Consider the following 25,085-nt stretch of genomic DNA (forward strand, 5'->3'; position numbering starts at 1 on the left):
GGACTTTCTGCAATCAATGAGTGATTCTTTCATCATTCCGCGCGGCTCACACGCCTGGTTGTCTACTGCCTTGGCAAAGTCCGCCAAAGCCGCTAAACGTCCGCCCCCTTTCACAGCATTTTCAGAGCAGAACATGTCGAGCGCCAAGCCCGCCGTCTCGATTGGCGTCGATTTCGGCACCAGCAATACCGTCGTTGCGCTGGCGACATCAGACGGCAAGGTTGAGGCCGTGCGCTTCGAGCATGGCGGCCGCACGCACTCTGTTTACGTCTCTGCCATCTGCTTCTGGGAGGAACGGCCGGGCAGTGGGCAGCCTCCGCGCGCCGAGGGCGGGCCGTGGGCGATCGAGCAGTTCCTCGAGGGACGCACGGTCCATCGCTTCATCCAGTCATTCAAGACCTTTGCGGCGAGCTCGGCCTTCACCACCACGCAAATTTTTCGTCAGCGCTACAAGTTCGAGGATCTGCTGGCCGCATTCCTGCGCACACTGGTGCGCCATGCCGGCGGCGGCTTCGATCTGGGCGCACCGACCGTGATGGTCGGTCGGCCCGTGCGCTTCGCCGGCGGCAATCCCGATGAAGCGCTGGCCATGCAACGCTACCGCGACGCGTTCGAACGGCTCGGTGCTGGACACGCACGCTATGTCTACGAGCCGGTCGGCGCCGCCTTCTCCTTTACGCGGCAACTGAAGCATGACGCCACGGTGCTGGTCGCCGATTTCGGCGGCGGCACCAGCGACTTCTCGGTGATGCGTTTCTCGCGCCAGGGCGGCGTGCTGCGCGCCGAGCCGCTCGGCCACGCCGGCATCGGCATCGCCGGCGACACTTTCGATTATCGCATCGTCGACCACATCGTGTCGCCAAAACTCGGCAAGGGCAGCCTCTATCGCTCCTTCGACAAGGAGCTTCCGATCCCCAATCACTATTATTCGACTCTCGCGCGCTGGCATCAGCTCGCGATGATGAAGGGCAGCAGCGATCTGCGCGAGCTGCAGCAGCTGGTGCGCACCGCGCTTGAGCCGGCGCCGCTGGAGGACTTCATCACCATCGTCGACCGCGATCTCGGCTTCTCGCTGTATCGCGCCGTCTCCGACACCAAGGTCGCGCTATCTGGCAGCGACAAGGTCGAGTTCCGCTTCAAGCAGGACGGCATCGACATCGGCGCGTCAGTCACCCGCCGCAAATTCGAAAGCTGGATCGCCGACGACGTCGCCCGCCTCGGCACCACCGTCGATGCGGCGCTGACCAAGGCCGGCATCGCCGCAAAGGATATCGAGAAGGTGTTCCTGACCGGCGGCACCTCGTTCGTGCCCGCCGTGCAGCGCCTGTTCGCCGAACGCTTCGGCGAGAAGAAGCTGACCTCGGCGGATCAGTTCGAGTCGATCGCCTATGGGCTGGCGCTGATCGGGCAGACGGCGGAGCCGGATCGGTGGACGGTGGCCGCGTGACCGGGAACAGTCGCCGCCGACTCGCGTGCGGCTACGCACTCAGCCTGTCGACCTGAGCCTTCCCGGCCTTCATCACCAGCGGAATGTGCTCGCCCTGGCCGAGCAGGCATGACACGTCGCGGAGCGGATTGCCTTCGACCACCAGCAGGTCCGCCCAGGCGCCGGACAAGATGCGGCCGAGCTTGCCGGTCATCCCCAGCACCTCGGCACCGATCACGGTCGCGCTGGCGATCACCTCGCGCGGGCCAAGGATCTCGGCACGGATGCGGAATTCGTCGCTCTGCAGGCGCTGGGACGGCCCGAGCAGATCGCTGCCAAAGCCCATCTTCACGCCGGCTTCGCGATAGATCCCGAGCGAGCGCAGGCCGGCGTCGCGGACGTCGGCGATCTTGGCCACGCTCTCCGGCGGCAGTCCGTATTGGGCGCCTTCGTTGGCCAGCGCCTCATAGGTGACGAGCGTCGGCACCACATAGACGCCCTTTTCCGCCATCAACCGCGCGGTCGGAAGGTCGACCAGGTTGCCGTGCTCGATGGTGCGCACGCCGCAGCGCACCGCGCGCGCGATGGCTGCCGCCGTGTAGGCATGGGCGAGCACATAGGTCTGGCGCGCCTCCGCTTCGGCGACGATGGCGCGGATCTCGTCCTCGGAGTAGCCGAACGCGCCGACCGGATCGGTCGGGGACGCGACGCCACCGGACGCCATGATCTTGATCTGGTCCGCGCCCATCTGCAGTTCCTGCCGCGCGGCCCTGCGCACCTCGTCGACGCCATCGGCGACACGCGCGAGCGCGCCGACACGAACGCAGCAGGGACATGGCGCGTCACTGGCTAGATAGTCGGAACGCGCGCGCATGTCGCCATGCCCGCCGGTCTGGCTGAGCGCACGCCCGGAGACGAACAGCCGCGGGCCATCCGTCAGGCCGGTCTCGATAGCCTGCTTGAGCGCGTAGCCGGCTCCACCGGCATCGCGCACGGTGGTGAAGCCTCGCCGCAGCATGCCGCGCAACAGCAAGGTCGAGCGCAGCGTCACCAGCACGTTCGCCATCTGCACCTGCTGCGCCAGATTGAGCTCGACGGCAATCGCGTGCACGTGCAGATCGATCAGGCCGGGCATCAGCGTCTTGCCGCCGAGGTCGATGGTTCGATCGGCGGAAATCTGCAGCGGACGGTCGGAGACCTCCTTGATCAGGTCGTCCTCGACCAGCACGTCATGTCCTTCGAGCAACTCGGGCTGGAGCGGGTCGAGCAGGGCGGCATTCTTGAACAGGACACGGGCCATGATGGTTTCCTGTTGGCTCAGGACGAAGCGGGTGAAAGCAGCGCCGGCAGCGCGAATTGCGCAAATGGGCGGCACAGCGCCGCGTCATCCTCACCATACCACCCGGCCTCGTGAAGCAAATTGAGCGAGCCGAGCGTACGCCCGCACCAGCGCACCGGCATGTTGAGCACGCTCTCGCAGCCGAGCGAGGCGATCAACGCGTGATCGGAAAAGACCATGCGCAGGTCGGCCAGCGTACGGCCGATATAGGCCTCGCCACGATCAAGAACGGTCTCGGTCCATGGGCCGGGCGCCAGGCGCTTGCGCCCGCCAGTCGGATAAGGCGCGGGCAGGTTGGAATAGACCCGCGCCGCCTCGGAGGTCGCGCTGTCATAGGTCAGGATCGTGAACAGCCTGTGCCCGATCGCCGACTTCAGCGCTTCGTCCAGCGCCGCAAATAGTGCATGCGGCTGATCCGCGCTGCCCTGCGACGTCGCAACGGCGCAGAGCAACGGATCGGCGTTGTATTTGGTCCGCGCGCGAAGCATCAGGCCGCCTCGCCCGCGGCGATGTCCTCCAGCGAGCGTCCGCGCGTCGGCACGCCCATCAGCACGACGGTGAGCGCGCCGAGCAGCAGCACAGTCGTGGTGACGCCGAACACGCCGGCGAAGCCGAAGTTTGGATAGAGATAGCCGACCAGGATCGGCGAGACGATCGCCCCGATGCGGCCGATCGCCGAAGCGAGTCCCGCGCCGGTGGTCCTGAACGCCGTCGGGAACACTTCGGCCGTATAGGCATAGACGCCCGCATAGGTGCCGTTCATGAAGAACGACAGGAAAATTCCCGCGAGCATGATTTGCTGGTCGCTCGCTGCAAAAGCGAGCCCCAGCGCGCTGGCGCCGCCGAGCAGCATGTAGGTGGCAATCGTCGCCTGCCGGCCGATCCGCTCGTTGAACCAGGCGGCGCTGAAATAGCCCGGCACCTGCGCGCAATAGATCGCGAGCGAATAGGCGAAGCTCCTGGTGATGCTCATGCCGTTCTGGACCAGCAGGCCGGGGATCCAGACGAAGAAGGAGTAATAGCTGAAGGTGATCGCGAGCCACATGATCCAGGTCATGATGGTGATGCGCGCCTGCCGGCCTTTCAGCAGTCCCGCGAAATTACTCAACAGCGTTCCCGCCGCTGCGGACGGCACGACAGCTTCGACGACAGGCTGCGGCAGGACGCGGCCCTCGCGTGCGAAAACGGCTTCGATCCTGTCGAGGACAGCTTCGGCCTCCTGCTCCCTGCCCCGGCTTTCCAGCCAGCGTGGGGATTCCGGCAGCGACCTGCGCCACCACAGCAACATCACCACCGGCAACGCGGTGATGACAAGCACGATACGCCAGCCGTTCTCATAGGCCGGAACGATGAAATAGCCGAGCAGCGCCGCGGCGACGAAGCCGAAGGAGAAGAAGCCGGCCAGCGCTCCCGTGAAGCTGCCGCGGAAGCGACGCGCCACGAATTCCGCGAGATAGGGCGCGATGATCGCGCTCTCCGCACCGGTGCCCATGCCCGCCACGACGCGCGCGGCGAAGAAGGACGGCCAGGTGTCCACCGCCGCACTCACGACCGATGCCACGCAGTAGAGCGCCAATGCCGACATCATCACCGCACGGCGGCCGATCAGGTCGCCCAGCGTGCCCGCCAGCAAGGCGCCAAACAGGAAGCCGATATAGGTGCTGCTGCCGAGCACGCCGATCTCGACGCTCGACAGATTCCAGGCGGTCCGCAGCACCGGCAGGATGAAGGCCAGCACGGCGGCGTCCATCGCGTCGAACATGTAGCCGAGCCCGCCCATCAGCAGCAAATGCGTGTGGAAGCGTGCGAACGGAAGGCGCTCGATCCGCGCCGATATCATTGACATCAAAGTCCCCCTCGATTTGACGGCCCGGCACGCCGCATGTCTCGGGAGGGAACCATAGACAAGGCAGTATTATCGTCCTAATTTATAATTATGATCTAATATATCACTGATGTGAATGTTTGCCGTGTCGTTCCGCGCGCTCGACCTCAATCTCCTGAAAGTGTTCGAGGCCTTGATGACCGAGGGCAGCGTCACGCGTGCGGCAACGGCGTTGACGATGACGCAGCCCGCGGTCAGCAACGCCCTGGCGCGGCTGCGCGACGCGCTCGGCGATCCCCTGTTCGTGCGTTCCGGCACCGGGATCCGCCCGACCCAGCGCGCGGTGGTGCTGTGGGAGCCGATCGGCGAAGCCCTGGAAAGCGTGCGCGGCGCGCTCGATGAGCAGGTCTTCGATCCGCGTCGCGCGCAGACCGAGTTCAGTCTGTCGATGTCGGACTACGTCGCCGCCTTCGTCATGCCGCAACTCCTCGTCCGCTTCGGTGAGGTCGCCCCGACCGCGCGCATCCACACCGTGCCCAACACCATCCTGGGAATCACCGATCAACTCGAGGAGAACCGGGTCGATTGCGTGCTGAGTGTCTATGTCAACGAGGCGCAGCACCCAGCCCCGATCCGCTCACGCGCGCTCTGGAGCGTCGATTATGCCTGCTTCATGCGGCGCGGTCATCCGCTCGCCGCGAAGAAGCGGCTCAGCACGCGCACCTTCCTGAACGCCAAACATGTCGATGTGAGCCTGGCCGGCAAGACCCTGCCATCCTACGATCTTTTCCTGGCCTCGCAGGGCCTGGCGCGCAACCTCGTCGCCACCGTCAATCACTACAGCGCCGCCTACGAGATCGTGCGTCAATCCGATCTCATCGCCGTGCTGCCGAGCGACCTGCGCTCGGAGTCCCGCCATGCGCCCTTCCTGCACGCGATGCCGCTCCCGCTGCAGGCGCCGCGGCGCATCGTCAGCATGTTCTGGCACCAGCGCAACGACACCGTGCCTGCGCAACGGTGGTTGCGCGAGACCATCGTCGAGATGTTCGCGAAGCCGGAGTGAGCGGTGGCGTGAAATGACTGCTTTGCGCGGTGCGCATCACCGATGCGGTCACATCGCCGATCGCAAACCGTGCCGAACACTGCTAGATGACCCCCATGAAAAAAATCGGATTCCTCTCCTTCGGGCACTGGACGCCCTCGCCGCAATCGCAGACCCGGTCGGCTGCGGATACGCTGCTGCAATCCATCGAGCTCGCGGTCGCCGCCGAGCAATTGGGGCTGGATGGCGCCTATTACCGCGTGCATCATTTTGCGCGCCAGCTCGCTTCGCCCTTCCCGCTGCTGGCGGCGGTCGGCGCCAGGACGAAGCGGATCGAGATCGGCACCGCCGTGATCGACATGCGCTACGAGAACCCGCTCTATATGGCTGAGGATGCGGGCGCGGCCGACCTGATCGCGGGCGGGCGGCTGCAGCTCGGCATCAGCCGCGGTTCGCCCGAGCAGGTGATCGATGGCTGGCGCTATTTCGGCTATCAGCCCGCCGAGGGCCAGAGCGACGCCGACATGGGGCGGCGCCATGCCGAGGTGTTCCTCGACGTGATCCGCGGCGAGGGTTTTGCGCAGCCCAATCCGCAGCCGATGTTTCCCAATCCGCCGGGCCTGCTGCGGCTCGAGCCGCACTCCGAGGGCTTGCGCGAACGCATCTGGTGGGGCGCGGGCTCGAACGCCACGGCGGTGTGGGCGGCGAAGCTCGGGCTGAACCTGCAGAGCTCGACCCTGAAGAACGACGAGACCGGCGAGCCCTTCCACATCCAGCAGGCCGCGCAGATCCGCGCCTACCGCGCGGCGTGGAAGGAAGCGGGCCACGGCCGCACGCCGCGGGTCTCGGTCAGCCGCAGCATCTTCGCCCTCGTCGACGATCGCGACCGCGCCTATTTCGGGCGCGGCGGCGACGAGGAAGACCAGATCGGCTTCATCGATCCTCGCACCCGCGCGATCTTCGGCCGCAGCTACGCGGCCGAGCCGGACAGACTGATCGAACAATTGAGGGCGGATGAGGCGATCGCCGAGGCCGACACGCTGCTGCTGACCGTGCCCAACCAGCTCGGCGTCGCCTACAACGCTCATGTGATCGAGGCGATCCTGACTCACGTCGCGCCGGGACTCGGCTGGCGCTGAACTGCGTCAGCTCAGCGTCGCGAGCGCGCTCTTTTCGAACGGCAGCAGGTCGTCGCTGCGGCCATCGCGGATCTTGACCAGCCATTGCGGGTCCTGCAGCAGCGCGCGGCCGACGGCGACGAGATCGAATTCGTCGCGATCGAGCCGGCGGATCAGCTCATCGAGCGAGGCCGGGCGCGAGCTCTCGCCGCCGAAGGCCGCGACGAACTCGCCGGTCAGGCCGACCGAGCCGACGGTGATGGTCGGCACGCCCGTCAGCTTCTTGGCCCAGCCCGCGAAATTGAGGTCCGAGCCTTCGAACTCCGGCTCCCAGAATCTTCGCTGCGAGCAATGCAGGATGTCGGTGCCGGCGTCGACCAGCGGCTTCAGCCAGGCTTCGAGCGCCTGCGGCGTGTCGGCGAGCTTCACCGCAAAATCCTGCTGCTTCCACTGGCTGATGCGCAGCACGATCGGATAATCCGGGCCCACCGCATTGCGCACGGCGCGGACGATGTCGGCGGCAAAGCGTGCGCGGCCGGGCAGGTGCCTAGCCCCATAGGCATCCTCGCGCTGGTTGGTGCCGTCCCAGAAGAACTGGTCGATCAGATAGCCATGGGCGCCGTGCAGCTCGACGGCGTCGAAGCCGAGAGTCTTCGCGGCAAGCGCGGCATCGGCGAAGGCACGAATGGCGTCCGCGACATCCACATCGCTCATGGGATCGCCAAAGGGCTTGCCGGGGCGCGACAGGCCGGACGGGCTGTCATAGGCGCCGGCTGGCGACCAGATCGGGTCACGGGTGCGAATGCCCCCGACATGCCAGAGCTGCGGCGCCATCAGCCCGCCCGCCGCATGCACCTGATCGATCACGCGCCCCCAAGCCGCAAGCTCCTTCTCGCCATGGAAGCGCGGCACGTTGGGATCATTCAGCGAGGCCGGCCGATCAACGCCCGTGCCTTCGGAGATGATGAAGCCGACCTGGCCCTCGGCGCGGCGGCGATAGTACTGCGCGACGTCGCCCGTCGCGACACCGCCCGGCGAGAACGAGCGCGTCATCGGCGCCATCACGACGCGGTTCGGCAGGCGCAGGCCCTTCAACTGAAAGGGCCGGAACAGCACATCGGGCGACATCAATATTCCCCGCTCAACTTGATATGGACGGTCATACCCGGGATCAGGGTCGGAAGCGAGAGCAAGGCGCGGCAGATTCATGCCGAGAGAACGCGGCCGCTTATCATTTGGGTGTCGTCGCCCGCGGATGCGGGTGATCCCGCGGCCTATCGGTTCACATGCAACCGTCTCTGGAATACTGGATCACCCGCATGCGCGGGTGATGACAGCGCGGGTGAGCTGTTGACAACTCACGCCGAAACAACCCAGCCGCCAGACCGAGAGAGCGAAGTTATCGCCCCAGCATCTTCCCGATGCCGGCCAGACCGACGCGCAGGAACGGGTCGGAATGGACATAGAAATATTTGACGCCGCGCTCCAGCCAGAATGGCAATTCATCCGACGTCACCAGCGTGCCTGCAACTTTACCGGCGGCGCGGATCTTCCTGACTGCGAGCTCGACCCGCTCCGTCACGGCCTGCGGCCGGGGCTGCCCGAACGGCGGAGCCGGCGGATAGCCCATGTTCTGCGAGAGGTCGCCGGGCCCGATGAAGAAGACGTCGACGCCTTCCACCGCGAGCATGGCCTCGAGATCGTCGATCGCCTTGGGCGTCTCGATCATGGCGATGACGAGCCGCTTCTCGTGATCGGCGGGGCAGGCATAGCGCACCGCATCGACGATGGCGCGCGCCTGCTCCGCGGTATCGACCATCGGCACCATCAACCCGTCGGCGCCGGCGTTGAGATAGCGGATCAGGAGCGGCCGCTCATGCGCGTGCGGACGAACGATCGCAGCGCCCCCGGCGCCGCGGATCGCCTGCGCGGTGACGCGCACGTCCTCAAAGCTCCAAGTGCCGTGCTCGCAATCGACGAAGATCGCGTCCGCACCGAGCTCGACCAGGCGGACTGCCAGTCCCGATGACGCATGATGCGGCGTGAGCATCGTGATCGCCTCGCCCTTGGCGAGACGTTCGCGCAATTTGGCTCCGTTCATGGACAATCCTCTCTCAAGACTTCGGCTTCAGGCCTTCGGGCGCGCCGACCCAGCGCGCCACCTCGATGTCCGCCGATGTATCGCGCATGAAGGTCGGGCAAATGTGCAGCTCGGGAATCATGGCGCCCTTCTGCAGGCTGGCGCAGAGCAGCACCGCGCGCGCGACGTCGTGCGGATTGAGCATCACCGCCCGCTCGCCTTCGAGCGGCGGCCGGGCGCGGTTGTCCATGATCGGCGTGTCGGTCTCGCCGGGCAGGATGGTCGTCGCGCGGATGCCCTGGTTGCGGTAGGTGTTGTGCAGGAAGCTCATGAAATTCTTCACGCCGGCCTTGGCCGCGCCATAGGCCGCGCCGCCGAGCAGGTTCGGATTGACCACCGCGAGCGAAGAGACCGTGATGATGGTGCCTTCCTTCCTCGCAAGCATGTCTTCCAGCACGGCCTGGGTCAGGTTGAAGACCCCGGTGAGATTGACGTTCACCGTGGCGTTCCACTCGGCTTCGCTGAGGAAGCGCGCATTCAGCACCTTGCTGGCGCTGCCGGCATTGTTGACGAGAATGTCAATCGTCCCGACATTGCGCTTGGCCCAGGCCACCGTCTCCAGGATCGCCTCACGCGACGCCACATCCAGCACATGAGCGACGGCCTTGCCGCCGGCCTTCTCGATGACCGTGACGACGTCCCTTAGCGGATCGATCCGTCGTCCGGTCAGGACGACCGTTGCGCCCTCCTGCGCCAGCAGGATCGCGGTCTCGCGCCCGATGCCGGTTCCGGCACCGGTGACGAGTGCGATCTTTCCATCGAGCAGACCCATGATGTTCCTATTCGGCGGCAGTCGCCGCCACGCTTGAGCGCTGATAGCCGTAAATCTGCCTCGCCGCCGCAGGCGTGATCAAGCCTTCGGCAAGGTCGAGCTCGATCGCCGCCGCCGCGCGCTCGGCTGTGCGTCCCCATCCGCCGCCGCCGGGCGTCTCGACCTCCAGGCGATCGCCTGTCTTCAGCACCACCTTGCCCTTGGGAAATTGCGGCTCGCCATTCCGGTACACCTTGCCGGCGCTGCCGGACTTGCCGCCGACCACGCCGAAACAGGGATGGCGCACGCGCTCCGACGCCAGGTAGATGTTCATCGGGTTGCGCCCGAGATTGCGCAGCACGACGCGCTGGCCGAGGCCGCCGCGGCTCTTGCCGGCGCCGCCGGAGTCCGGGATCAGCTCCTTGCACTCGGTGAGCGCGGGCACCGCGATCTCGAACATCTCGATCGCCGTCACCTTGCAATTGGACGGGAAGCTCAGCGTATCAAGACCGTCGAATTCAGCGCGGGCGCCCTGCCCGCCGTGAAAATTCTGCACCGAGCCGTATTGCGACCCGTCATCACGCCGTCCGACGCAATTGGCGGCCCAGATCGGCGCACCGCCGCTGTCGCCCATCACCTTATTCGGCACCACGCCTTCCAACGCTTTGAAGATCAGCGACGGAATCACATGCCCGATCAGGTTGCGCGAATTGCCCGCCGTCCATTCCTCGGGATTGAGGATCGAGCCGAGCGGCGCCTCATCCGTGATCGGCGTGATGCAGCCTTCGTTGTTCGGCGTATCCGGATCGAGCAGGCATTTCAGCGCATAGACCGAATGGGCGTAACGGTAATTGGTGCGACAGTTGATCGAGTGAAGGATCTGCTCTGATGTCCCGCTATAGTCGACGTGAATCGAATCGTCGCGGACGATCACGGCGGCCTTGAGCGTCACGTCAGTATCGTAGCCGTCGAGCAGAACCTCGGCGCTGTAGGTGCCGTTCGGCCATTGCCGGATCGCACGACGGGTCTGCGCCTCGGAGCGGGTGTGGATCGCGTCGGCGAGCTCATCGATGCCGTCGAGATCGTATTCGTCGAGGAATTTGACCAGTTCGCGGCCCATCACGTTGTTGGCCGCGACCATGGATTCGAGATCGCCCATCACCTCGGTCGGCAGGCGAACCGAGGCAGCGATGATGTCGAGCACATCCTGGTTGGGAACGCCGGCCTTGTGCAGCTTCACGATCGGGAAGCGAATGCCTTCCTCGAAGATGTCGCTGGCCTCGGAATGCAGGGGCGCGCCGCCGATGTCGGGCAGGTGCGCGATCGAGCCGGCATAGGCCACGACCTTGCCGTTCTTGAAGATCGGCGTGATCATGGTGACATCGGGCAGATGGCCGGTGCCGATCTCGGGATCGTTGGTGGCGAGCACGTCGCCCTCTTGCAACGTCCCGGCGGGAAATTTCGGCAGGAAGTATTTCTGCGCGGCGACCGGCAGCGAGGTGATGAACACCGGGATCGACCAGGTGCATTGCGCCAGCGCGCGGCCGCGGCTGTCGAGCAGCACGGTCACATAGTCGTGGTTCTCGCGCACGATCGGCGAGAACGCGGTGCGGCCGAGCACGATGTCGGCCTGGTCGGCGATGAAGATCAATCGATTCCACATCACCTGCAGATTGATGGGATCGTTGAAATCGGCAGCATTCACGGACATGGCGTCGTCGTCCTCAGGCGATGTTGATCACGAGATTGCCGTTGATGTCGACATGCGCCGTACCGCTCGGCCCGACAACGGCGGTCGACTCCCGCTGCTCGACGATCGCAGGTCCCTGGATCGCTTCGCCGACCGGCAGCTTGTAGTGATCGTAAACCGGCGTCTCGACGAAGCCGCCGCGCTCGCTGAAATAGACCGCGCGCGTGCCTTTCTTGGCATCAGCAGCATGCCGCGTGTGCGGGCGGGTGACTTGAGCCTTCTCGCCGCTGGAACGCAGACGCCAGGTGATCACCTCGACGGACGAGCCCGCGACGGTGCGGCCGAACAGTTCGCGATAGAGCTTGTAGAAATTGCCGAGCAGTTGCTCGAAGAATTGCGCGCGCGGCAGGCTGCGATCGGGCAACGTCACCGTGATCTCATGCCCCTGACCGACATGACGCATGTCGACCGTGTAAGTGTTCGTGATCGTCTCCGGCGCAACGCCGGCGGCGCGGACCACTTCCGCGCCTTGCGCGGAGAGATCGCCGAGCAGCCGATCCATCGCCTCAAAATCCCAATTGTCGACCTGCATCGGGAAGCTCGCGGAGAGATCGACCGCGACCGGAGCGATCAGCAGGCCGATCGCCGAGGTGACGCCGGCGCCGGTCGGGCAGATGATGCGCTTGATGCCGAGCTTGCGCGCGATGCCATAGGCGTGCACGGGGCCGGCGCCACCGAACGCGACCATCGGCAGGCTGCGCGGATCGACGCCGAGATCGGTCGCATGCACCGCGGCCGCCTTGCTCATGGATTCATTGACGAGATCGTGGATGCCGAAGGCGCAGCGGGGAACGCTGACGTCGAGCGAGGCTGCGAGCTTCGTCATCGCCGTAAGTGCCGCGTCCTTCGACACCTTGAACGAGCCACCGACGAAGGATTCGGTGCCCATATAGCCGAGCAGAATGTCGGCATCGGTCACGGTCGGCTCGGTGCCGCCGCGCTGGTACGCGGCCGGTCCCGGCATCGCGCCCGCCGAGCGCGGGCCGACGTCGAGCAGGCCGAGCGGATTCTTAGCCGCGATCGAGCCACCGCCGGCGCCGATCTCGATCATCCGAATCGACTGGATTTTTAGCGGAAAGCCCGAGCCCTTGCGGAAGCGATGATAGTGCGCGACCTCGAGGTCGGTGCCGACCGTCGGCTCGCCATTCGGGATCAGGCACAGCTTTGCGGTGGTGCCGCCCATGTCAAAGGACAGCACGCTGCCTTCGCCGGCGATGCGGCCGAATTCGGCGGCAGCGACCGCGCCGGCGGCCGGGCCCGATTCAATCAGGCGCACCGGCAACTCCGCGGCGCGGCTGCTCGGCACCAGACCGCCCGACGAGGTCATCCACAGCACCTGGCGATTGATGCCCTTGGCCGCAAACTCGCGTTCGAGATGGGCGACGTGGCCGGACATCTGCGGCCGGGTATAGGCGTTGACGACGGTGGTCGAGGCGCGATCGAACTCGCGGACTTCCGGACAGACTTCTGAGGACAGTGACACGAAGATATCGGGATCCTCTTCGCGCAGCAGCGCCGCGATGCGCTGCTCATGGTCAGGGTATTTGTAGGCGTGCAGCAGGCAGACGGCGACGGACTTGATGCCCTCGTGGCGCAAGCGGCCGGCGATCTCGCGGACCGTGTCCTCTTCCAGCGCCGTGATCACCTCGCCATCGGCGGACATCCGCTCGACCGCGCCAAAGCTGTTGGCGCGCGTCACCAGCGGGTCGGGATATTTCAAGTTCAGATCGTAGAGATCGTAGCGCCCCTCGTTGCGGATGCGCAGCATGTCCTGGAAACCGGCCGTCGAGATGAAGCCGGTCTTGACGCCCTTGCGCTCCAGCACTGCATTGGTGACCACGGTGGTCGCACCGAGCACCTGAAGATGATCGAGATCGACGACGTCGCCGAATTCCGCGAGCAGTTCGGAGACGCCGCGAACCACGGCCTCGGCCGGATTGGCCGGCGTGCTCAGCACCTTGTGGAGATGCAGCTCGCCCCTGTCGTCGAGCAGCGCGAAATCGGTGAAGGTTCCCCCGGTGTCGAATGCGAGCTTGGCCATCTGTTTCCTCGGAGCGATTATCTTCGAGGGTAGGGAATGCGGTCGCACGCGACCACCACAACTCCGATCTGCCGCCATAGGTTTTGTTTATGGCCTGTCAAAACCGGCGCGCAGCAGCAACGGACCCGTTTTACGGCCAACAAAAAAACGAAAACAACCCCATGCACAGTAGAACGGCCGCGGCCGCAGCTGTGTTGCTCAGACCGCGCGAATGCCCTGCGGATGGCTGCGCATCAGCTTCTCCACCACGGTCAGAAGCACCGAGCGCGTGGCCAGCGCGGGCTCCGACAGCGGCAGATGATCGGAGACGCACAGCGAGACGGTCGCCTCGATGGCGGGGCGCACCAGCCGCCGCACCTCGACGCCGGCAAAGCTCGACGCGCTGGCGGCGGCGACCGAGGCCGGCAGGATGGTCGAGCCCAGCCCTTCGGTCACGGCCGCGCCGAGCGCGGACACGGATTCGATCTCGGAGGCGACGTTCGGCGTCACCCGCGCACGCGCCAGCGACTCGTCGATCAGGCGCCGCAGGAAATGCCCCTGGCTCGGCAGCAGCAGCCTGACGTCAGCCAGCGCCGACAGCGGCAACGGCTCGTCGGCCGGCTTGTTCGCCACCGTCTCGGCGCGCGAGACGAGATACAGTTCCTCGCGAAACAGCGGCTGCAGCTTGACGCCCTTGATCGGGCCGGAGCCGTAGATCATGGCCATGTCCATCTTGCCGGTCATGATCAGCTCGCTCAGCACGTGGCCAAAGCTGTCGTTGATGTGGACGATGATCTGCGGATGCAGCGTCGACATCTCTTTCAAGATCGGCAGCGACAACGTGCTCGACGCCGAATAGGTCGCCAGGCCGATCGAGACCCGCCCGGCCAGCGCCTTGGTCGATTGATCGATGTCGATCTGCGCCTGCTCAATCTGCTTCAGCAGCAATTGCGCATGGCGGTAGAGGATCAGGCCGGCTTCGGTCGGGACGATGCCGTGATTGCTGCGCAACAGCAGCTTGTGCTTGAAGTGGCTCTCGAGCGCCGCGATCTGCTGCGACAGCGCCGGCTGCGCGGTGCGCAGCAGGCCGGCGGCGCGCGAGACGCTGCCGGCATCGACGACTTTGACGAAGCTCTTCAGCTTCCTGAAATCGACGCTCATGTGTCGAACGCTGGTCCTGAAAACACGCTGCTGACCAGCACTATCCTTTATCTAGCCCGTTGATTTCAATCGGTTTCATAGCTTCCCGCTCAGCGCAGCGCCCGGCAAGCCCGCTCGATGCGGTCGCAGGCGTCCTTGATCGCCTCCATCGAGGTCGCAATCGACAGCCGGAAATACGGCGAGAGCCCATAGGCCGCGCCTTGCACGGCGGCGACCCCAACGCCATCGAGCAGATAGAGCACAAAGTCGAGATCGTTCTCGATGACCTTGCCCTCCGGCGTGGTCTTGCCGATCACGCCGGCGCAGCCGGGATAGAGATAGAACGCGCCGTCAGGCACCAGGCACGACAGGCCCGGAATCGCATTGAGCCGCGCGCAGGCATAGTCGCGACGTTCCTTGTAGAGCTTGACGCTGTCGCGCACGAACGCCTGGTCGCTGGTCAGCGCATGCGCCGCGGCGGCCTGGCTGATCGACGACGGGCAGGACGACATCTGCGATTGCAGCTTGTTGATCGCCGAGACCAGCGGCGCGGGCCCTGCGGCATAACCGATCCGCCATCCGGTCATGGCATAGGTCTTGGACACGCCGTTGGTGAGCAGGATGCGGTCCTTCAAGGCAGGTACGGCCGCCGCGAGCGTCGTCGCAGGCTCGTGGCGATACCAGATCTGGTCGTAGATATCGTCCGACAGCACGAGCACGTTGGGATGGCGCAGCAGCACGGCGCCGAGTGCTTCGAGGTCGCTGCGGGAATAGGCCGCGCCGGTCGGGTTCGACGGCGCGTTGAGGATCAGCCAGCGCGTGTTCGGCGTGATCGCAGCTTCGAGCGCCTCCGCCGTCAGCTTGAAGCCCTGGTTCTCCGAGCAGCGGACGATGACCGGCTTGCCGTCATTGGCGATCACCATGTCCGGATAGGACACCCAATAGGGCGCGGGAATGATCACTTCCGCCCCCTCCTCCACGCTCGCCATCAGTGCGAGGAACAGGATCTGCTTGGCGCCGCCACCGACGCAGATTTCATTGTCGGAATATTCCAGCCCAAGGCGGCGCTTGTAGTCGGCGATAATCCCTTTCCGGAGCGCGACGGTGCCGTTGACGGCGGTATATTTCGTCTCGCCGCGGTCGATCGCCGCATGCGCCGCCGCTTTGACGTCATCGGGCGTGTCGAAATCGGGCTCGCCGATCGCCATGTCGACGATGTCGCGGCCGGCGGCCTTCAGCTCGCGCACCCGCGCGGACGCCGCCGTGGTCGGAGATATCTTGATGCGCGAGACGCGCGCGGCCGGCACGAAGATCGTCACTGTGGTCGTCCTTTGAGTTGCAGTCAGTGTTCGACGTCGGTCTCACCGCGCATGCGGCCGGTGAGGAAGAGCTCGCCGAGCTCGTCATGGGTGATGTCGGCGGGCCGGCCGTCCCAGATCACCTTGCCGAGCCGCAGAATGACGGCGCGCTGCGCGACCTGCATGGCCTTCTTGGTGTTCTGCTCGACCAGCAGGATGGTCTGGCCGGCCGCGTTGATGCGCAAGAGTTCGTCGAACACGATGCCGATCGCGGTCGGCGACAGGCCGACCGAGGGCTCGTCGACCAGCAGGATCTTTGGCCGCTGCAGCACCGCCATCGCGACCTCGAGCAATTGCTGCTCACCGCCGGACATGTTGCCGGCCAGCGTGTTGCGCCGCGTCTTCAGGATCGGGAACAGGTCGTAGACATAATCGCGCTCCGCCTTCACCCGGCCGTCGCGCAAGGTATAGGCGGCCATCTGCAGATTCTCGTCGACCGTCATGACGGGAAAATTGCAACGGCCCTGCGGCACCCAGGAGATGCCTTCGGCCAGGATCGCGCGCGACTTGAAGGCCGAGATGTCCTTGCCCTGCCAGTTGATGCTGCCGCCCTTGACCGTGGTCATGCCATAGAGCGTCTTCAGCAGTGTCGACTTGCCGGCGCCGTTCGGGCCCATCAGCGCGACGAACTGGCCCTGCGGCACGTCGAGGTCGACGCCGTTGAGGATGTCGAGCGAGCCGTAGCCCGCGCGCAGGCCCTTGATCGAGAGAGAGGGTTCAGCCACCGAGATAGGCCTCCCGCACCGCCTGGTTCTGCACGATCTCGTCCGGAGTGCCTTCCGCGAGCTTGCGGCCCTGGTCGAGCACGACCACGCGCTTGCACAGGCTCGTGACCACGTCGATGTTGTGCTCGATGATCAAAAAGCTGACGCCGAACGAGGTGTTGGCAAGACGAATGCTGTCGACCACGCGCTCGATCAGTTTCGGATTGATGCCGGCCATGGGCTCGTCGAGCAGGATGAGCTTTGGTTCCGGCATCAGCATCGAGGCGAACTGGATCAGCTTCTGCTGTCCGCCGGAGAGCTTTCCCGCCGGCTGGAAGCGCACGTCCCAGAGACCGGCGATCTGGATCAGCTCACGTGCACGTTCGCGCAAGGCCGCGACGCGATTGCGCGCGGCGGCGCCGATGCCGAAGGTCGACCAGATCCCGGGAAAGGTGAACATCTGGCCGGCGATGACGAGATTCTCCTCGATATCGAGCGCCGAGAACACCACCGTCTTCTGGAACGAACGCAGCATGCGCCCTTCGCGGGCGATATCGTTCAGCGACCAGCCGGTGATGTCCTGGCCGTCGAGCTTCACCGCCCCGGCGCTTGGCTTGGCAAGTCCGGTGACGCAGTCGAAGAAGGTCGACTTGCCGGAGCCGTTCGGTCCGATCAGCCCGCAGATCTCACCGCGATTAACGTGCAGGTCGATCCCGTCGACCGCGCGCACGGCGCCGTAGGATTTGCAGAGGCCCGAGATATCGAGGATCGGCAGCCCGCTCATTTGCGCCTCTCGAGGAATGACCAGAAGCGGCCGATCAGCGGCGCGAAGCCGTTCGGGAAGTAGAACACGAGGGCGAGCAGGAAGAAGCCGTAGGCGATCATGCGCAGTTCCGGCGCGACGCGCAGCGCCTCGGTGAGGCCGACGAACAGCAGGCTGCCGAAGATCACGCCCGAGATCGTCCCCGCGCCGCCGCCGAGCACGATGATCAGCATCGTAGTCGAGTAGTACATCTGGAAGGTCAGCGGGCTGACCACGGTGAGGTAATGCGCATAGAGGCTGCCGCCGAGCCCGGCAAAGATCGCGCTGATCATGAACACGACCAGCTTGTAGTGCCAGGTCGGAATGCCCACGGATTCCGCCAGCGTCTCGTTCTCGCGGATGGCGATCATGTTGCGGCCGGCCGGCGAGCGCACGATCAGATAGACCGCAAGCGTCGCCAGCGCCGCGATGACGAGCACCAGGTAATAGAAGCCGACGGTGCCGGAGACCGTGAAGGAGGCCGGGCCCAGTGCGAAGTAGGGCCTTGGCACCGCCGCCAGTCCCATGTCGCCGCGCGTCAGGCTGATCCAGTTCTTGGCGATCGCCTGCCCGATGATGACGAAGCCGAGTGTGCACATCACGAACGACGTCGAGCGCAGCCGCAGCGCGGGAATGCCGAGCGGCAGCGCGATCGCACCGGTGATGAGGCCGGCGGCGAGGAAATTCACATAGAACGGCGTGCCGAAATGCACCGCCAGCAGCGCCGAGGCATAGGCGCCGATGCCGAAGAACGCCGCCTGCGCCAGCGACAGCAGCCCGGTGTAGCCGAGCAGCAAGTTGAGGCCATGCGCCGGCAGCAGGAAGATCAGCGCGATGATGATTGCGTGCAGCGGATAGTTGCCGAGGAACAGCGGCGCGACGCAGGCCAGCGCTGCGAGCCCAAGGCCGAACGGAACGCGCAAATCCGGTCCCGTCGCAACTTTGTGCTCGGCTGCTGTCACGGTCTGGTCTCGGACGATCTCGGTCAAGGTGTCACATCCCTGCGATCAGAAGCGCGCCTGCGCGGAGAACAGCCCGTGCGGACGCCACATCAGCACCAGCATCAGAGTCGCAAAGCCCACGGTGTCGCGGAACTGCAGGCCGACATAGGTCGCAACCAGGCTCTCCGCGATGCCCAGAATCATCGCCGCGACGAAGGTGCCGCGGACATTGCCGAGCCCGCCCATGATGATGATCGGCAGCGTCTTGAAGGTGATCAGCTCGCCCATGCCGCCATAGACGCTGACATTCACCGGCGCGGTCAGCACGCCCGACAGTGCCGCAAGGCCGGCACCGAGGATGAAGGTCCACAGCGCGACATGGCGGACGTCGATACCGACGACGGCGCAGCACTCGATGTTCTGCGACACCGCGCGCATCGCCTTGCCGATCCGGCTGTAGGTGACCATCAGCTCGAGGCCGATGAACACGATAAGGCCGACGATGATGATCAGGATGCGCTGCTCGGCCAGCGTGAAGCCGAACAGCGTCACCGGCTCGATGTAGCCGCCGGAGAAGAACTTGTAGCTGCCGCCGAACACCAGGATGACCGTGTTCTGCAGGATCAGCGCGACACCGAGCGTCGCCAGCACGCCGGCTTCGGCCGGCGCGCCGACGATGCGCTGCATCACGATATTGCCGACGACCACGGCGATGACCGCCGTCGCCACCACGCCGATCACGATCGCCACCGGATAGGGCAGATCGAAATACTCGATCGCGAACCACGCCCCGAAGGTGCCGAGCATGTAGTATTCGCCGTGGGCGAAATTGATGGCGCGCAGCACGCCGAAGATCATCGTCATGCCGACGGCAACGATCGCGTAAACCGATCCGGATACGATGCCGTTAACGACCTGCTCGATGATCGTGTAGAACATGTGCGTCCCGCCCTATTTGGGATAGTCGATCTCGGCCGAATAGGCGCCCTTGATGGCCGGCTTGCCGTTCTCGATCTCGAGCAGGATCATCGGGAGGCGCGCCTGGTTGTGATCGTCGAAGGTGACATCGCCGACCGCGCTCGCATAGTGGATGCTGGAGAGCGCGGCGCGAACTTTCTCGCGGTCGATGCTCTGCGCCTGCTCGATCGCCTTGGCCAGCAGGTGCACGGTCTCCCAGTGCACATAGGCGTGGTTGTTCGGCGCCTCGCGGAACTCGGCGGTGAACTTCTCGACGAAGGCCTTGCTCTTGGCGGAGTCGTAGGCCGGCAGCCAGGCGGCCGCCTCGATCGCGCCTTCGAGCGCCTTCGGCGCGGCCTTGATGGTCTTCTCGGTGTTGAACTCGGCGTTGCCGATCAGCGGGATCTTGCCGGCGATCCCGACTTCCATCATCTGGCGTCCCACGATCGGCGTGGAGTCGGCGTTGCCGTACATGATGATCGCCTGGGCGCCGGAATCGCGGATCTTGGAGAGCACGCTGCGGAAATCCACCTCGCCCTCCTTGTAGTAATCCTCGGTCAGGATCTGGCTCTTGAACCGTGGAAGGTATTTCTTGGTGAATTCGATCGCCGCGCGGCCATAGTCGCTGTCGACCGAGAGCACGGCGTATTTGGTGAAGCCCTTCTTCTCGGCGGCGTATTGCAGCACGATCAGAGCGCGGTTCTCATCGGTCGGATAGTTGCGATAGGTCCATTTGAAGCCGCCGACGCCGGCCTTGTAGGTGATCTTCGGGTTCGACGAGGCCGCATTCAGCAGCAGCACGCCGGCATCCTCGGCGACCGGCTGCATCGCCAGCGTCACCGAGCTCGAGACGTCGCCGATGATGTAATCGACCTGATCCTGGTCGATCAGCCGCCGCGTCGCCGAGACGCCCTCGACCGGGGTGCCCTGGCTGTCACCGGCGAGGATGTTGATCTTGCGCCCGCCGATACCACCGGCCGCCGTGATCTCCTTCACCGCCATCTGGGCGCCGCGCAGCGAGAAAGCACCGTAGCGGGCATTCGGCCCGCTCATCGGCGCGACGAGGCCGAGCTTGACGGTGCCGTCCTCGGTTCGGGCGAACGCACCGGAGGACATGGCCTGAACTCCGACCAGCGCCGTTCCGATGCAAAATCCCCGCCGGCTCAACTCGATCGTCATGTCCCTCTCCGTTGCTGCTGCAAATCGCCTTTGCCAACTCCGCCGCTGTTGTGATCTTGCGCCTGGATTTTTTTGCTGCGGCCGACGGTAAAAAATAGATTTGTCGCCGCGCGCCGGGGAAGCACGACTGTCCTCTGCCGCCATAGCGAATTCTTATGGCGAGGGGACGTCAAGCCCTGCCGCCAGGACCTGCCTGGCGCCGACATTCCATTCAGTCGGCGTGAGACAAGCGGGTCAATGCGGCTCAAAAACGGAGCGCGCCGCCTTCACGGAGGCAGCGATGAACCGATGGACTTCCTGAACGCTTCGCATCTCGTGCGTATCGGAGTGCGAGGTCAGCCAATAGGTTCGAACGAACTTCACATCTGGAAGCAGGCGCTTGAGCTCCGGATAACGTTGTGCCGCATAGTCATGCAATATTCCGATGCCGTGTCCGGCACGGACGGCCTCCATCTGGGCGACCACGCTGCCGCACTCGTATCGACGTGACATCTGCCGCCCGAGCACCGACGCATAATCCAGCGCCTGGCTGTAGACGAGATCCTCGACATGCGTGACGAAGAGGCGTCCCGCCAGATCGGCCTGGCTGCCGATCGGTCCTTCGCGCGCCAGATAGCTGTCTGCCGCGTAGACGCCGAGCGTGTAGTTGGTCAGTTTCGACAGGATCAGACGCCCCTGCTTCGGCCGGTCAAGGGTGATCGCGATGTGCGCTTCGCGGCGCGACAGGGAGAAGGTGCGCGGCAGCGGAACAAGCTGAATGGTCAGTCCGGGGTGTTTCGACGCAAGCGCGCCAAGACGGTCGGCCAGGAAATAATTGCCAAGCCCGTCCGGTGCACCCACGCGCACGGTGCCGGTGATCGCCTCGACCTCTCCGATGTTCGAGCCGACCTTGAGAAGCTCGCTCTCGGCGCGTTCCGCGGCCGCAAGCAGCACCTTGCCCGCGGCCGTGAGCGTGCAACCCGACACACTGCGCTCGATCAGCCTGGTGTTGAGGCTCTTCTCCAGCGCGGTGATCTGGCGGGCGACGGTGGTGTGATTGAGCCGCAGATGCTTCGAAGCCTTCAGGATCTGCCCGGCGCGCGCAACCTCCAGGAATATGCGCACGCGTTCCCAATCCATTGGCCGCTCTTTCTATGCACGACGGAGCCGCCAATTCAGCCTCCGGCATGACGCAAGGTTACTTCCTGGCATTGCGCGGATCATCTGACGGATTGACGAATGTGGTCCCCGTCGGCCCCGTCGCCGTGCACTGCACGGTGACTTCCTCACCTTTGGTGGCGGCAAAATGTGCTCGTCCGGCAGGCTCGGTGTAATGGCTGCCGGCAGGCAACTCCACCAGCTTTGACTCATCCCATACGGTGCCGTAGCCAAAATACCAGGTCCCGGACAAGATAAAGCACGACCTTCCATCGGGATGCGAATGAGGCTGGATCTTCGTGTTCGGCGGCGCCTTGAATACAAGAGAGTACAATCCGTTGCTTTTTCCGTCACCGATCACAAAGATCACCTGCTGACCTTGCACCATCGCCGATCCCGCCTGGTTCGCTTGGCTTTGCGGCCATTTGAACTGATCGAACCGCAGTCTCTGCTCAGGCAAGTCCTGGGCAACGACTTGCGACGTGGCAGCAATGCCGATCAGAATCGAAGCGGCATTCTTCAGGTGCCATTTCACGAAAAATTCTCCTGTCAGTTGACGACGCGAATCTGCCTCATCCGCCGCACGGCGGCAGCCGTCCGGACATGATCTCAAGAGTTCGCGTCACAGAGTCTTGTGGGAGGGGTCAGCCTTGGCCGCTCACCCTGCCTGCGAGTAGTTCAAGGGCACATAGGTGTAGGCCTTCTCGCCGTTGCGACGGACGTGGCCCAGTCCGGGAAACGAGATGTGCGCGCCCCCGACCAGATAGCCGTTCTCCGCGGCATCCGCGAAGGCGAGTTCGTGGACATGCTCGGCCTCGGGAGCGTCCACATCGTAGGCGATTGTGACGGTCGGGTCCTCGAATTGCACGGCAGCGACATGCACCACGTCACCCCACAGAGCCAGCTTTTCCCCCCGGCTCTCGACCACATACATGGTGTGTCCGGGCGTGTGGCCATACGCAGCCTGCGCACGCACGCCGGGGATCAAATCGGTGTTTCCATCGAAAACGACGAGCTTGCCGGCCTGCTGGTACGGGGTGATCGACGCCATGGCGGCCTGGAAGAACCGCTTCGCTTCAGCGGGGGCAGCGCGCATGTTGGCCTCGCTGAGCCAGAAGTCGGTATCCCGCCGGCTGACCCGCACGACCGCGTTTGGAAACGCACGTTGATCTCCGGCCATGAGTCCACCGACGTGATCGGCATGCAGATGCGTGAGATAGATCTCATCGATCTGCTCCGGTCGGTAGCCCGCGGCGCGAAGATTGCCCAGGAGTTGACCGTTCGATGGACCCAGGAGAGAGCCGGCGCCCGCGTCGATCAACACCAGCTTGCTGCCGGTATTCACCAGGAATGAATTATGCGACGTCTCGACGAGATCGCCGAGATAATTGCGTCGCAGCGCCTGCTCGAGCCGGGCAGGATCGCCCCGCAACAATTTGGTCGCTGGAAGCATGTTGGTGCCATCGGACAGCACCACCACTTCGAAATCACCAAGCATCAATCGGTAGAACGCGGGAGCTTGTCCCTTGGCATGCGGCGCATCGGCAAACGATGCCGTCGGCAGTCCGCACCCCAGGCAAAGACAGCCGGCGGCCAGGAACGAACGGCGGCTCAGATCGAGGACGCCGTTGTTTGCCGGCGTCTGCCGGCCGGAGCGCTTCGCGCCATCAAACAAACGATCGAGCATCATGTCAGTGCCGCTCCCCGATAACCGCCATGAAGTCACACTGGATCAACGCGGGTCCCTCCACCTGCAGGGGCTGCGCGTGCCGGGCCGGACGCGACGCGGGATCTGGAAACATGCGCAACCACTCCACGTTCAGCGGGTCGCGGTTGTTTCGATCCCGGATGAAGACATTGAGCTTGATGATGTCGTCGGTCGTTCCGCCGGCGGCTTCGATCACCGACTTCACGTTCTGGAACATGTTCGCGCATTGGGCCGACAGATCGTCGGGAATGGCACGGGTGGCCGGGTCCATGGGCTGAATCGCACCCGAGACGACGACATTGCCGATGCGACATGCATTCGGCACCGGAAATTTATGCGCAATCTCCGGAACTGTGATGCTCTTGCGGCCAGTCATGGCAGAACTCCTCGTTGTCGCGATATCGGTTACGGGGTTGCGGGACCTGGTTGGGCGACGGCCAGATCTTTCGTCGCGTCAGGCCTGATGTCGCCGCCGGCGCCAGGCGTCAGGCTGATGCCCTTCGTTTCGGGGAGCAGGAGCGTGGCGACAAGGGCGATGCCGTAGCCGACCAGCGCGACGAACCCGATCGCCTCCGCCAGCGTGATCCACTGCGCCAGCACGCCGATGCAGGAAACCGCGGCCGCGCCGGCGGCCTTGCCGAAATTGTAGGCGAAGCTTTGGCCGTTTGCCCGGATGGCGGTGGGAAACAGCTCCGTGAAGAATGGTCCCAGCACGGCATAGTTGCCGATCGTGAAGAAGCCGAACGGCACGCCGAGCAGGATCAGCGTCCAGCCGGACAGCGGCAGGAACATGTAGACGACAGTCACGATCCAGGAGCAGACCAAGAACAGCTGAAACGTTCGCCGGCGGCCGAGCCGATCCGACAGGTAGGCGCTCACGAGGAAGCCGGCGAAAGACCCGCCCGTCACGAAGAACACGTAGTAGCCGGATTCACTCGGCGACAAATGGCGAATGGTCTTCATGAAGGTGGGCAGCCAGTTGACGATGGCCCCGCCGACGCCGATCACGCCGAAGGCCAGCAGTGACGACAGGACCGTCGTTGGCAGAATGGCAGGCCGGAATATGGCGGCGAGGCCAGGCAGCGCGTCCGCCTCCGCGAGAGCAGCGCGCGTCGTGATGTACACCTCTGGCTCGGTGATGCCGCGACGCAAATAGAGCACAAGCAACCCGGGCAGCACGCCGATCATCAGCAGAACCCGCCAGCCATAGTCGTGCGGAATGAGCGCGAGAACGACACCGGCCAGGATGGCGGCCATGCTCCAGCCAACGCCGAAACCGCTCTGCACACAACCGACGGCCTTGCCCCGATGCGCGGGACGGATGATCTCGCCCATCAGCACGGCTCCCGCGGCCCATTCGCCGCCGAAGCCCAGTCCTTGCAGCACGCGCACCAGGATGAGTTGACCAAAATCCTGCGTGAAGCCCGCGATGAACGTGAACAGCGAAAACCACAGGATCGTGAATTGCATCACCCGGACCCGGCCGAACCGGTCAGCCAGATAGCCGCAGGCCCAGCCGCCGATCGCCGCCGAAAGCAGCGTGGCTGTCGCGAGATAGCCGGCCTGCGCCGTGCTCATCCCCCAGGCGACGATCAGGACGGGAAGCGCAAAGCTGAAGAGCTGAGCGTCCATGGCATCCACCGCCCAGCCCGCGAAACAGCTCCAAAACGTCCTGCGCTCGCGGTCCGTCAATTCCCGGTACCAACCGAACATCCGATTCCGTCCCTGGCTCTTGATGTGTTGTTTTG

At 64.7% G+C, this 25,085-nt stretch carries 23 protein-coding genes; 3 read left to right on the forward strand and 20 right to left on the reverse strand.

Translation table 11 applies throughout. The features are described from left to right. The first annotated feature begins 133 nt into the window (after nt 1-133). Nucleotides 134-1,447, forward strand: a complete 1,314-nt coding sequence (locus JQ604_RS23060) for an Hsp70 family protein (RefSeq protein ID WP_212362238.1) — start codon at nt 134-136, stop codon at nt 1,445-1,447. A gap of 31 nt (nt 1,448-1,478) precedes the next feature. Here JQ604_RS23060 and JQ604_RS23065 read toward each other — a convergent pair whose 3' ends face one another. From JQ604_RS23065 to JQ604_RS23075, 3 genes are read right to left on the reverse strand one after another with little or no spacing between them, the layout of a single operon-like run. Further along, on the reverse strand, nt 1,479-2,726 hold the full coding sequence (locus JQ604_RS23065) for a metal-dependent hydrolase family protein (protein ID WP_212362242.1): 1,248 nt from the start codon (nt 2,724-2,726) through the stop codon (nt 1,479-1,481). Nucleotides 2,727-2,743: 17 nt separating this feature from the next. Next, complete coding sequence (locus tag JQ604_RS23070; RefSeq protein ID WP_212362245.1) at nt 2,744-3,253, reverse strand: GAF domain-containing protein; 510 nt, start codon at nt 3,251-3,253, stop codon at nt 2,744-2,746. Beyond that, a complete protein-coding gene (locus tag JQ604_RS23075; protein ID WP_212362248.1) occupies nt 3,253-4,611 on the reverse strand; it encodes an MFS transporter in 1,359 nt (452 codons plus the stop codon). Before JQ604_RS23075 ends, JQ604_RS23070 begins: the two co-directional genes overlap by 1 nt. A 115-nt stretch (nt 4,612-4,726) precedes the next feature. On the opposite strand from JQ604_RS23075, the gene JQ604_RS23080 reads away from it, so the two are divergent. Both JQ604_RS23080 and JQ604_RS23085 read left to right on the forward strand, forming a co-directional pair. Next, complete coding sequence (locus JQ604_RS23080; protein ID WP_212362251.1) at nt 4,727-5,653, forward strand: LysR family transcriptional regulator; 927 nt, start codon at nt 4,727-4,729, stop codon at nt 5,651-5,653. A gap of 95 nt (nt 5,654-5,748) precedes the next feature. Then, nucleotides 5,749-6,771, forward strand: coding sequence for an LLM class flavin-dependent oxidoreductase (locus tag JQ604_RS23085; RefSeq protein WP_212362254.1), 1,023 nt, complete (start codon nt 5,749-5,751; stop codon nt 6,769-6,771). Nucleotides 6,772-6,777: 6 nt separating this feature from the next. On the opposite strand, the gene JQ604_RS23090 is transcribed toward JQ604_RS23085, so the two are convergent. The 17 genes from JQ604_RS23090 to JQ604_RS23170 all read right to left on the reverse strand — a co-directional run bounded on the left by JQ604_RS23090 (nt 6,778) and on the right by JQ604_RS23170 (nt 25,050). After that, complete coding sequence (locus tag JQ604_RS23090) at nt 6,778-7,878, reverse strand: NADH:flavin oxidoreductase (protein ID WP_212362257.1); 1,101 nt, start codon at nt 7,876-7,878, stop codon at nt 6,778-6,780. 271 nt (nt 7,879-8,149) lie between these two features. Then, nucleotides 8,150-8,851, reverse strand: a complete 702-nt coding sequence (locus tag JQ604_RS23095) for an HpcH/HpaI aldolase family protein (RefSeq protein WP_212362261.1) — start codon at nt 8,849-8,851, stop codon at nt 8,150-8,152. 13 nt (nt 8,852-8,864) lie between these two features. Further along, nucleotides 8,865-9,662: an SDR family oxidoreductase gene (locus JQ604_RS23100; protein ID WP_212362264.1), complete on the reverse strand. Its 798-nt coding sequence runs from the start codon at nt 9,660-9,662 to the stop codon at nt 8,865-8,867. Nucleotides 9,663-9,669: 7 nt separating this feature from the next. After that, nucleotides 9,670-11,352 carry a hydantoinase B/oxoprolinase family protein gene (locus JQ604_RS23105; protein ID WP_212362267.1) on the reverse strand — a complete coding sequence of 561 codons (1,683 nt, stop codon included), beginning with the start codon at nt 11,350-11,352 and terminating at the stop codon, nt 9,670-9,672. Nucleotides 11,353-11,365: 13 nt separating this feature from the next. Further along, a complete protein-coding gene (locus JQ604_RS23110) occupies nt 11,366-13,432 on the reverse strand; it encodes a hydantoinase/oxoprolinase family protein (protein ID WP_212362270.1) in 2,067 nt (688 codons plus the stop codon). A gap of 198 nt (nt 13,433-13,630) precedes the next feature. Further along, nucleotides 13,631-14,572 carry a nitrogen assimilation transcriptional regulator NAC gene (gene nac, locus JQ604_RS23115; RefSeq protein WP_212362273.1) on the reverse strand — a complete coding sequence of 314 codons (942 nt, stop codon included), beginning with the start codon at nt 14,570-14,572 and terminating at the stop codon, nt 13,631-13,633. Between the two features lie 89 nt (nt 14,573-14,661). Next, nucleotides 14,662-15,870 (reverse strand): aspartate transaminase, encoded by a 1,209-nt coding sequence (locus tag JQ604_RS23120; protein WP_212362276.1) that lies wholly within the window; start codon nt 15,868-15,870, stop codon nt 14,662-14,664. A gap of 23 nt (nt 15,871-15,893) precedes the next feature. Then, complete coding sequence (locus tag JQ604_RS23125; protein WP_212362280.1) at nt 15,894-16,634, reverse strand: branched-chain amino acid ABC transporter ATP-binding protein; 741 nt, start codon at nt 16,632-16,634, stop codon at nt 15,894-15,896. Then, the gene (locus tag JQ604_RS23130; protein WP_212362283.1) at nt 16,627-17,397 is read right to left on the reverse strand and encodes an ABC transporter ATP-binding protein; all 771 of its coding nucleotides are present in this window, start codon (nt 17,395-17,397) and stop codon (nt 16,627-16,629) included. The genes JQ604_RS23125 and JQ604_RS23130 overlap by 8 nt, the downstream gene beginning before the upstream one ends. Then, complete coding sequence (locus JQ604_RS23135) at nt 17,394-18,377, reverse strand: branched-chain amino acid ABC transporter permease (protein ID WP_212362715.1); 984 nt, start codon at nt 18,375-18,377, stop codon at nt 17,394-17,396. Before JQ604_RS23135 ends, JQ604_RS23130 begins: the two co-directional genes overlap by 4 nt. 45 nt (nt 18,378-18,422) lie before the next feature. Continuing rightward, entirely contained in the window at nt 18,423-19,295 is an 873-nt protein-coding gene (locus JQ604_RS23140) for a branched-chain amino acid ABC transporter permease (RefSeq protein WP_212362287.1), read from the reverse strand. A gap of 12 nt (nt 19,296-19,307) precedes the next feature. Beyond that, entirely contained in the window at nt 19,308-20,492 is a 1,185-nt protein-coding gene (locus tag JQ604_RS23145) for an ABC transporter substrate-binding protein (protein ID WP_212362291.1), read from the reverse strand. Between the two features lie 234 nt (nt 20,493-20,726). Then, entirely contained in the window at nt 20,727-21,611 is an 885-nt protein-coding gene (locus JQ604_RS23150) for a LysR family transcriptional regulator (protein WP_212362295.1), read from the reverse strand. A 58-nt stretch (nt 21,612-21,669) separates the two neighbouring features. Continuing rightward, entirely contained in the window at nt 21,670-22,164 is a 495-nt protein-coding gene (locus JQ604_RS23155; protein WP_212362299.1) for a cupin domain-containing protein, read from the reverse strand. Between the two features lie 123 nt (nt 22,165-22,287). Further along, entirely contained in the window at nt 22,288-23,319 is a 1,032-nt protein-coding gene (locus JQ604_RS23160) for an MBL fold metallo-hydrolase (protein ID WP_212362303.1), read from the reverse strand. A 1-nt stretch (nt 23,320) separates the two neighbouring features. After that, complete coding sequence (locus JQ604_RS23165) at nt 23,321-23,713, reverse strand: RidA family protein (RefSeq protein WP_212362306.1); 393 nt, start codon at nt 23,711-23,713, stop codon at nt 23,321-23,323. A 29-nt stretch (nt 23,714-23,742) separates the two neighbouring features. Next, complete coding sequence (locus tag JQ604_RS23170; RefSeq protein WP_212362309.1) at nt 23,743-25,050, reverse strand: MFS transporter; 1,308 nt, start codon at nt 25,048-25,050, stop codon at nt 23,743-23,745. Nucleotides 25,051-25,085: the final 35 nt, after the last annotated feature.

Origin of the sequence: Bradyrhizobium jicamae (genome assembly GCF_018130695.1) — a bacterium.
GTDB lineage: Bacteria > Pseudomonadota > Alphaproteobacteria > Rhizobiales > Xanthobacteraceae > Bradyrhizobium > Bradyrhizobium jicamae_B.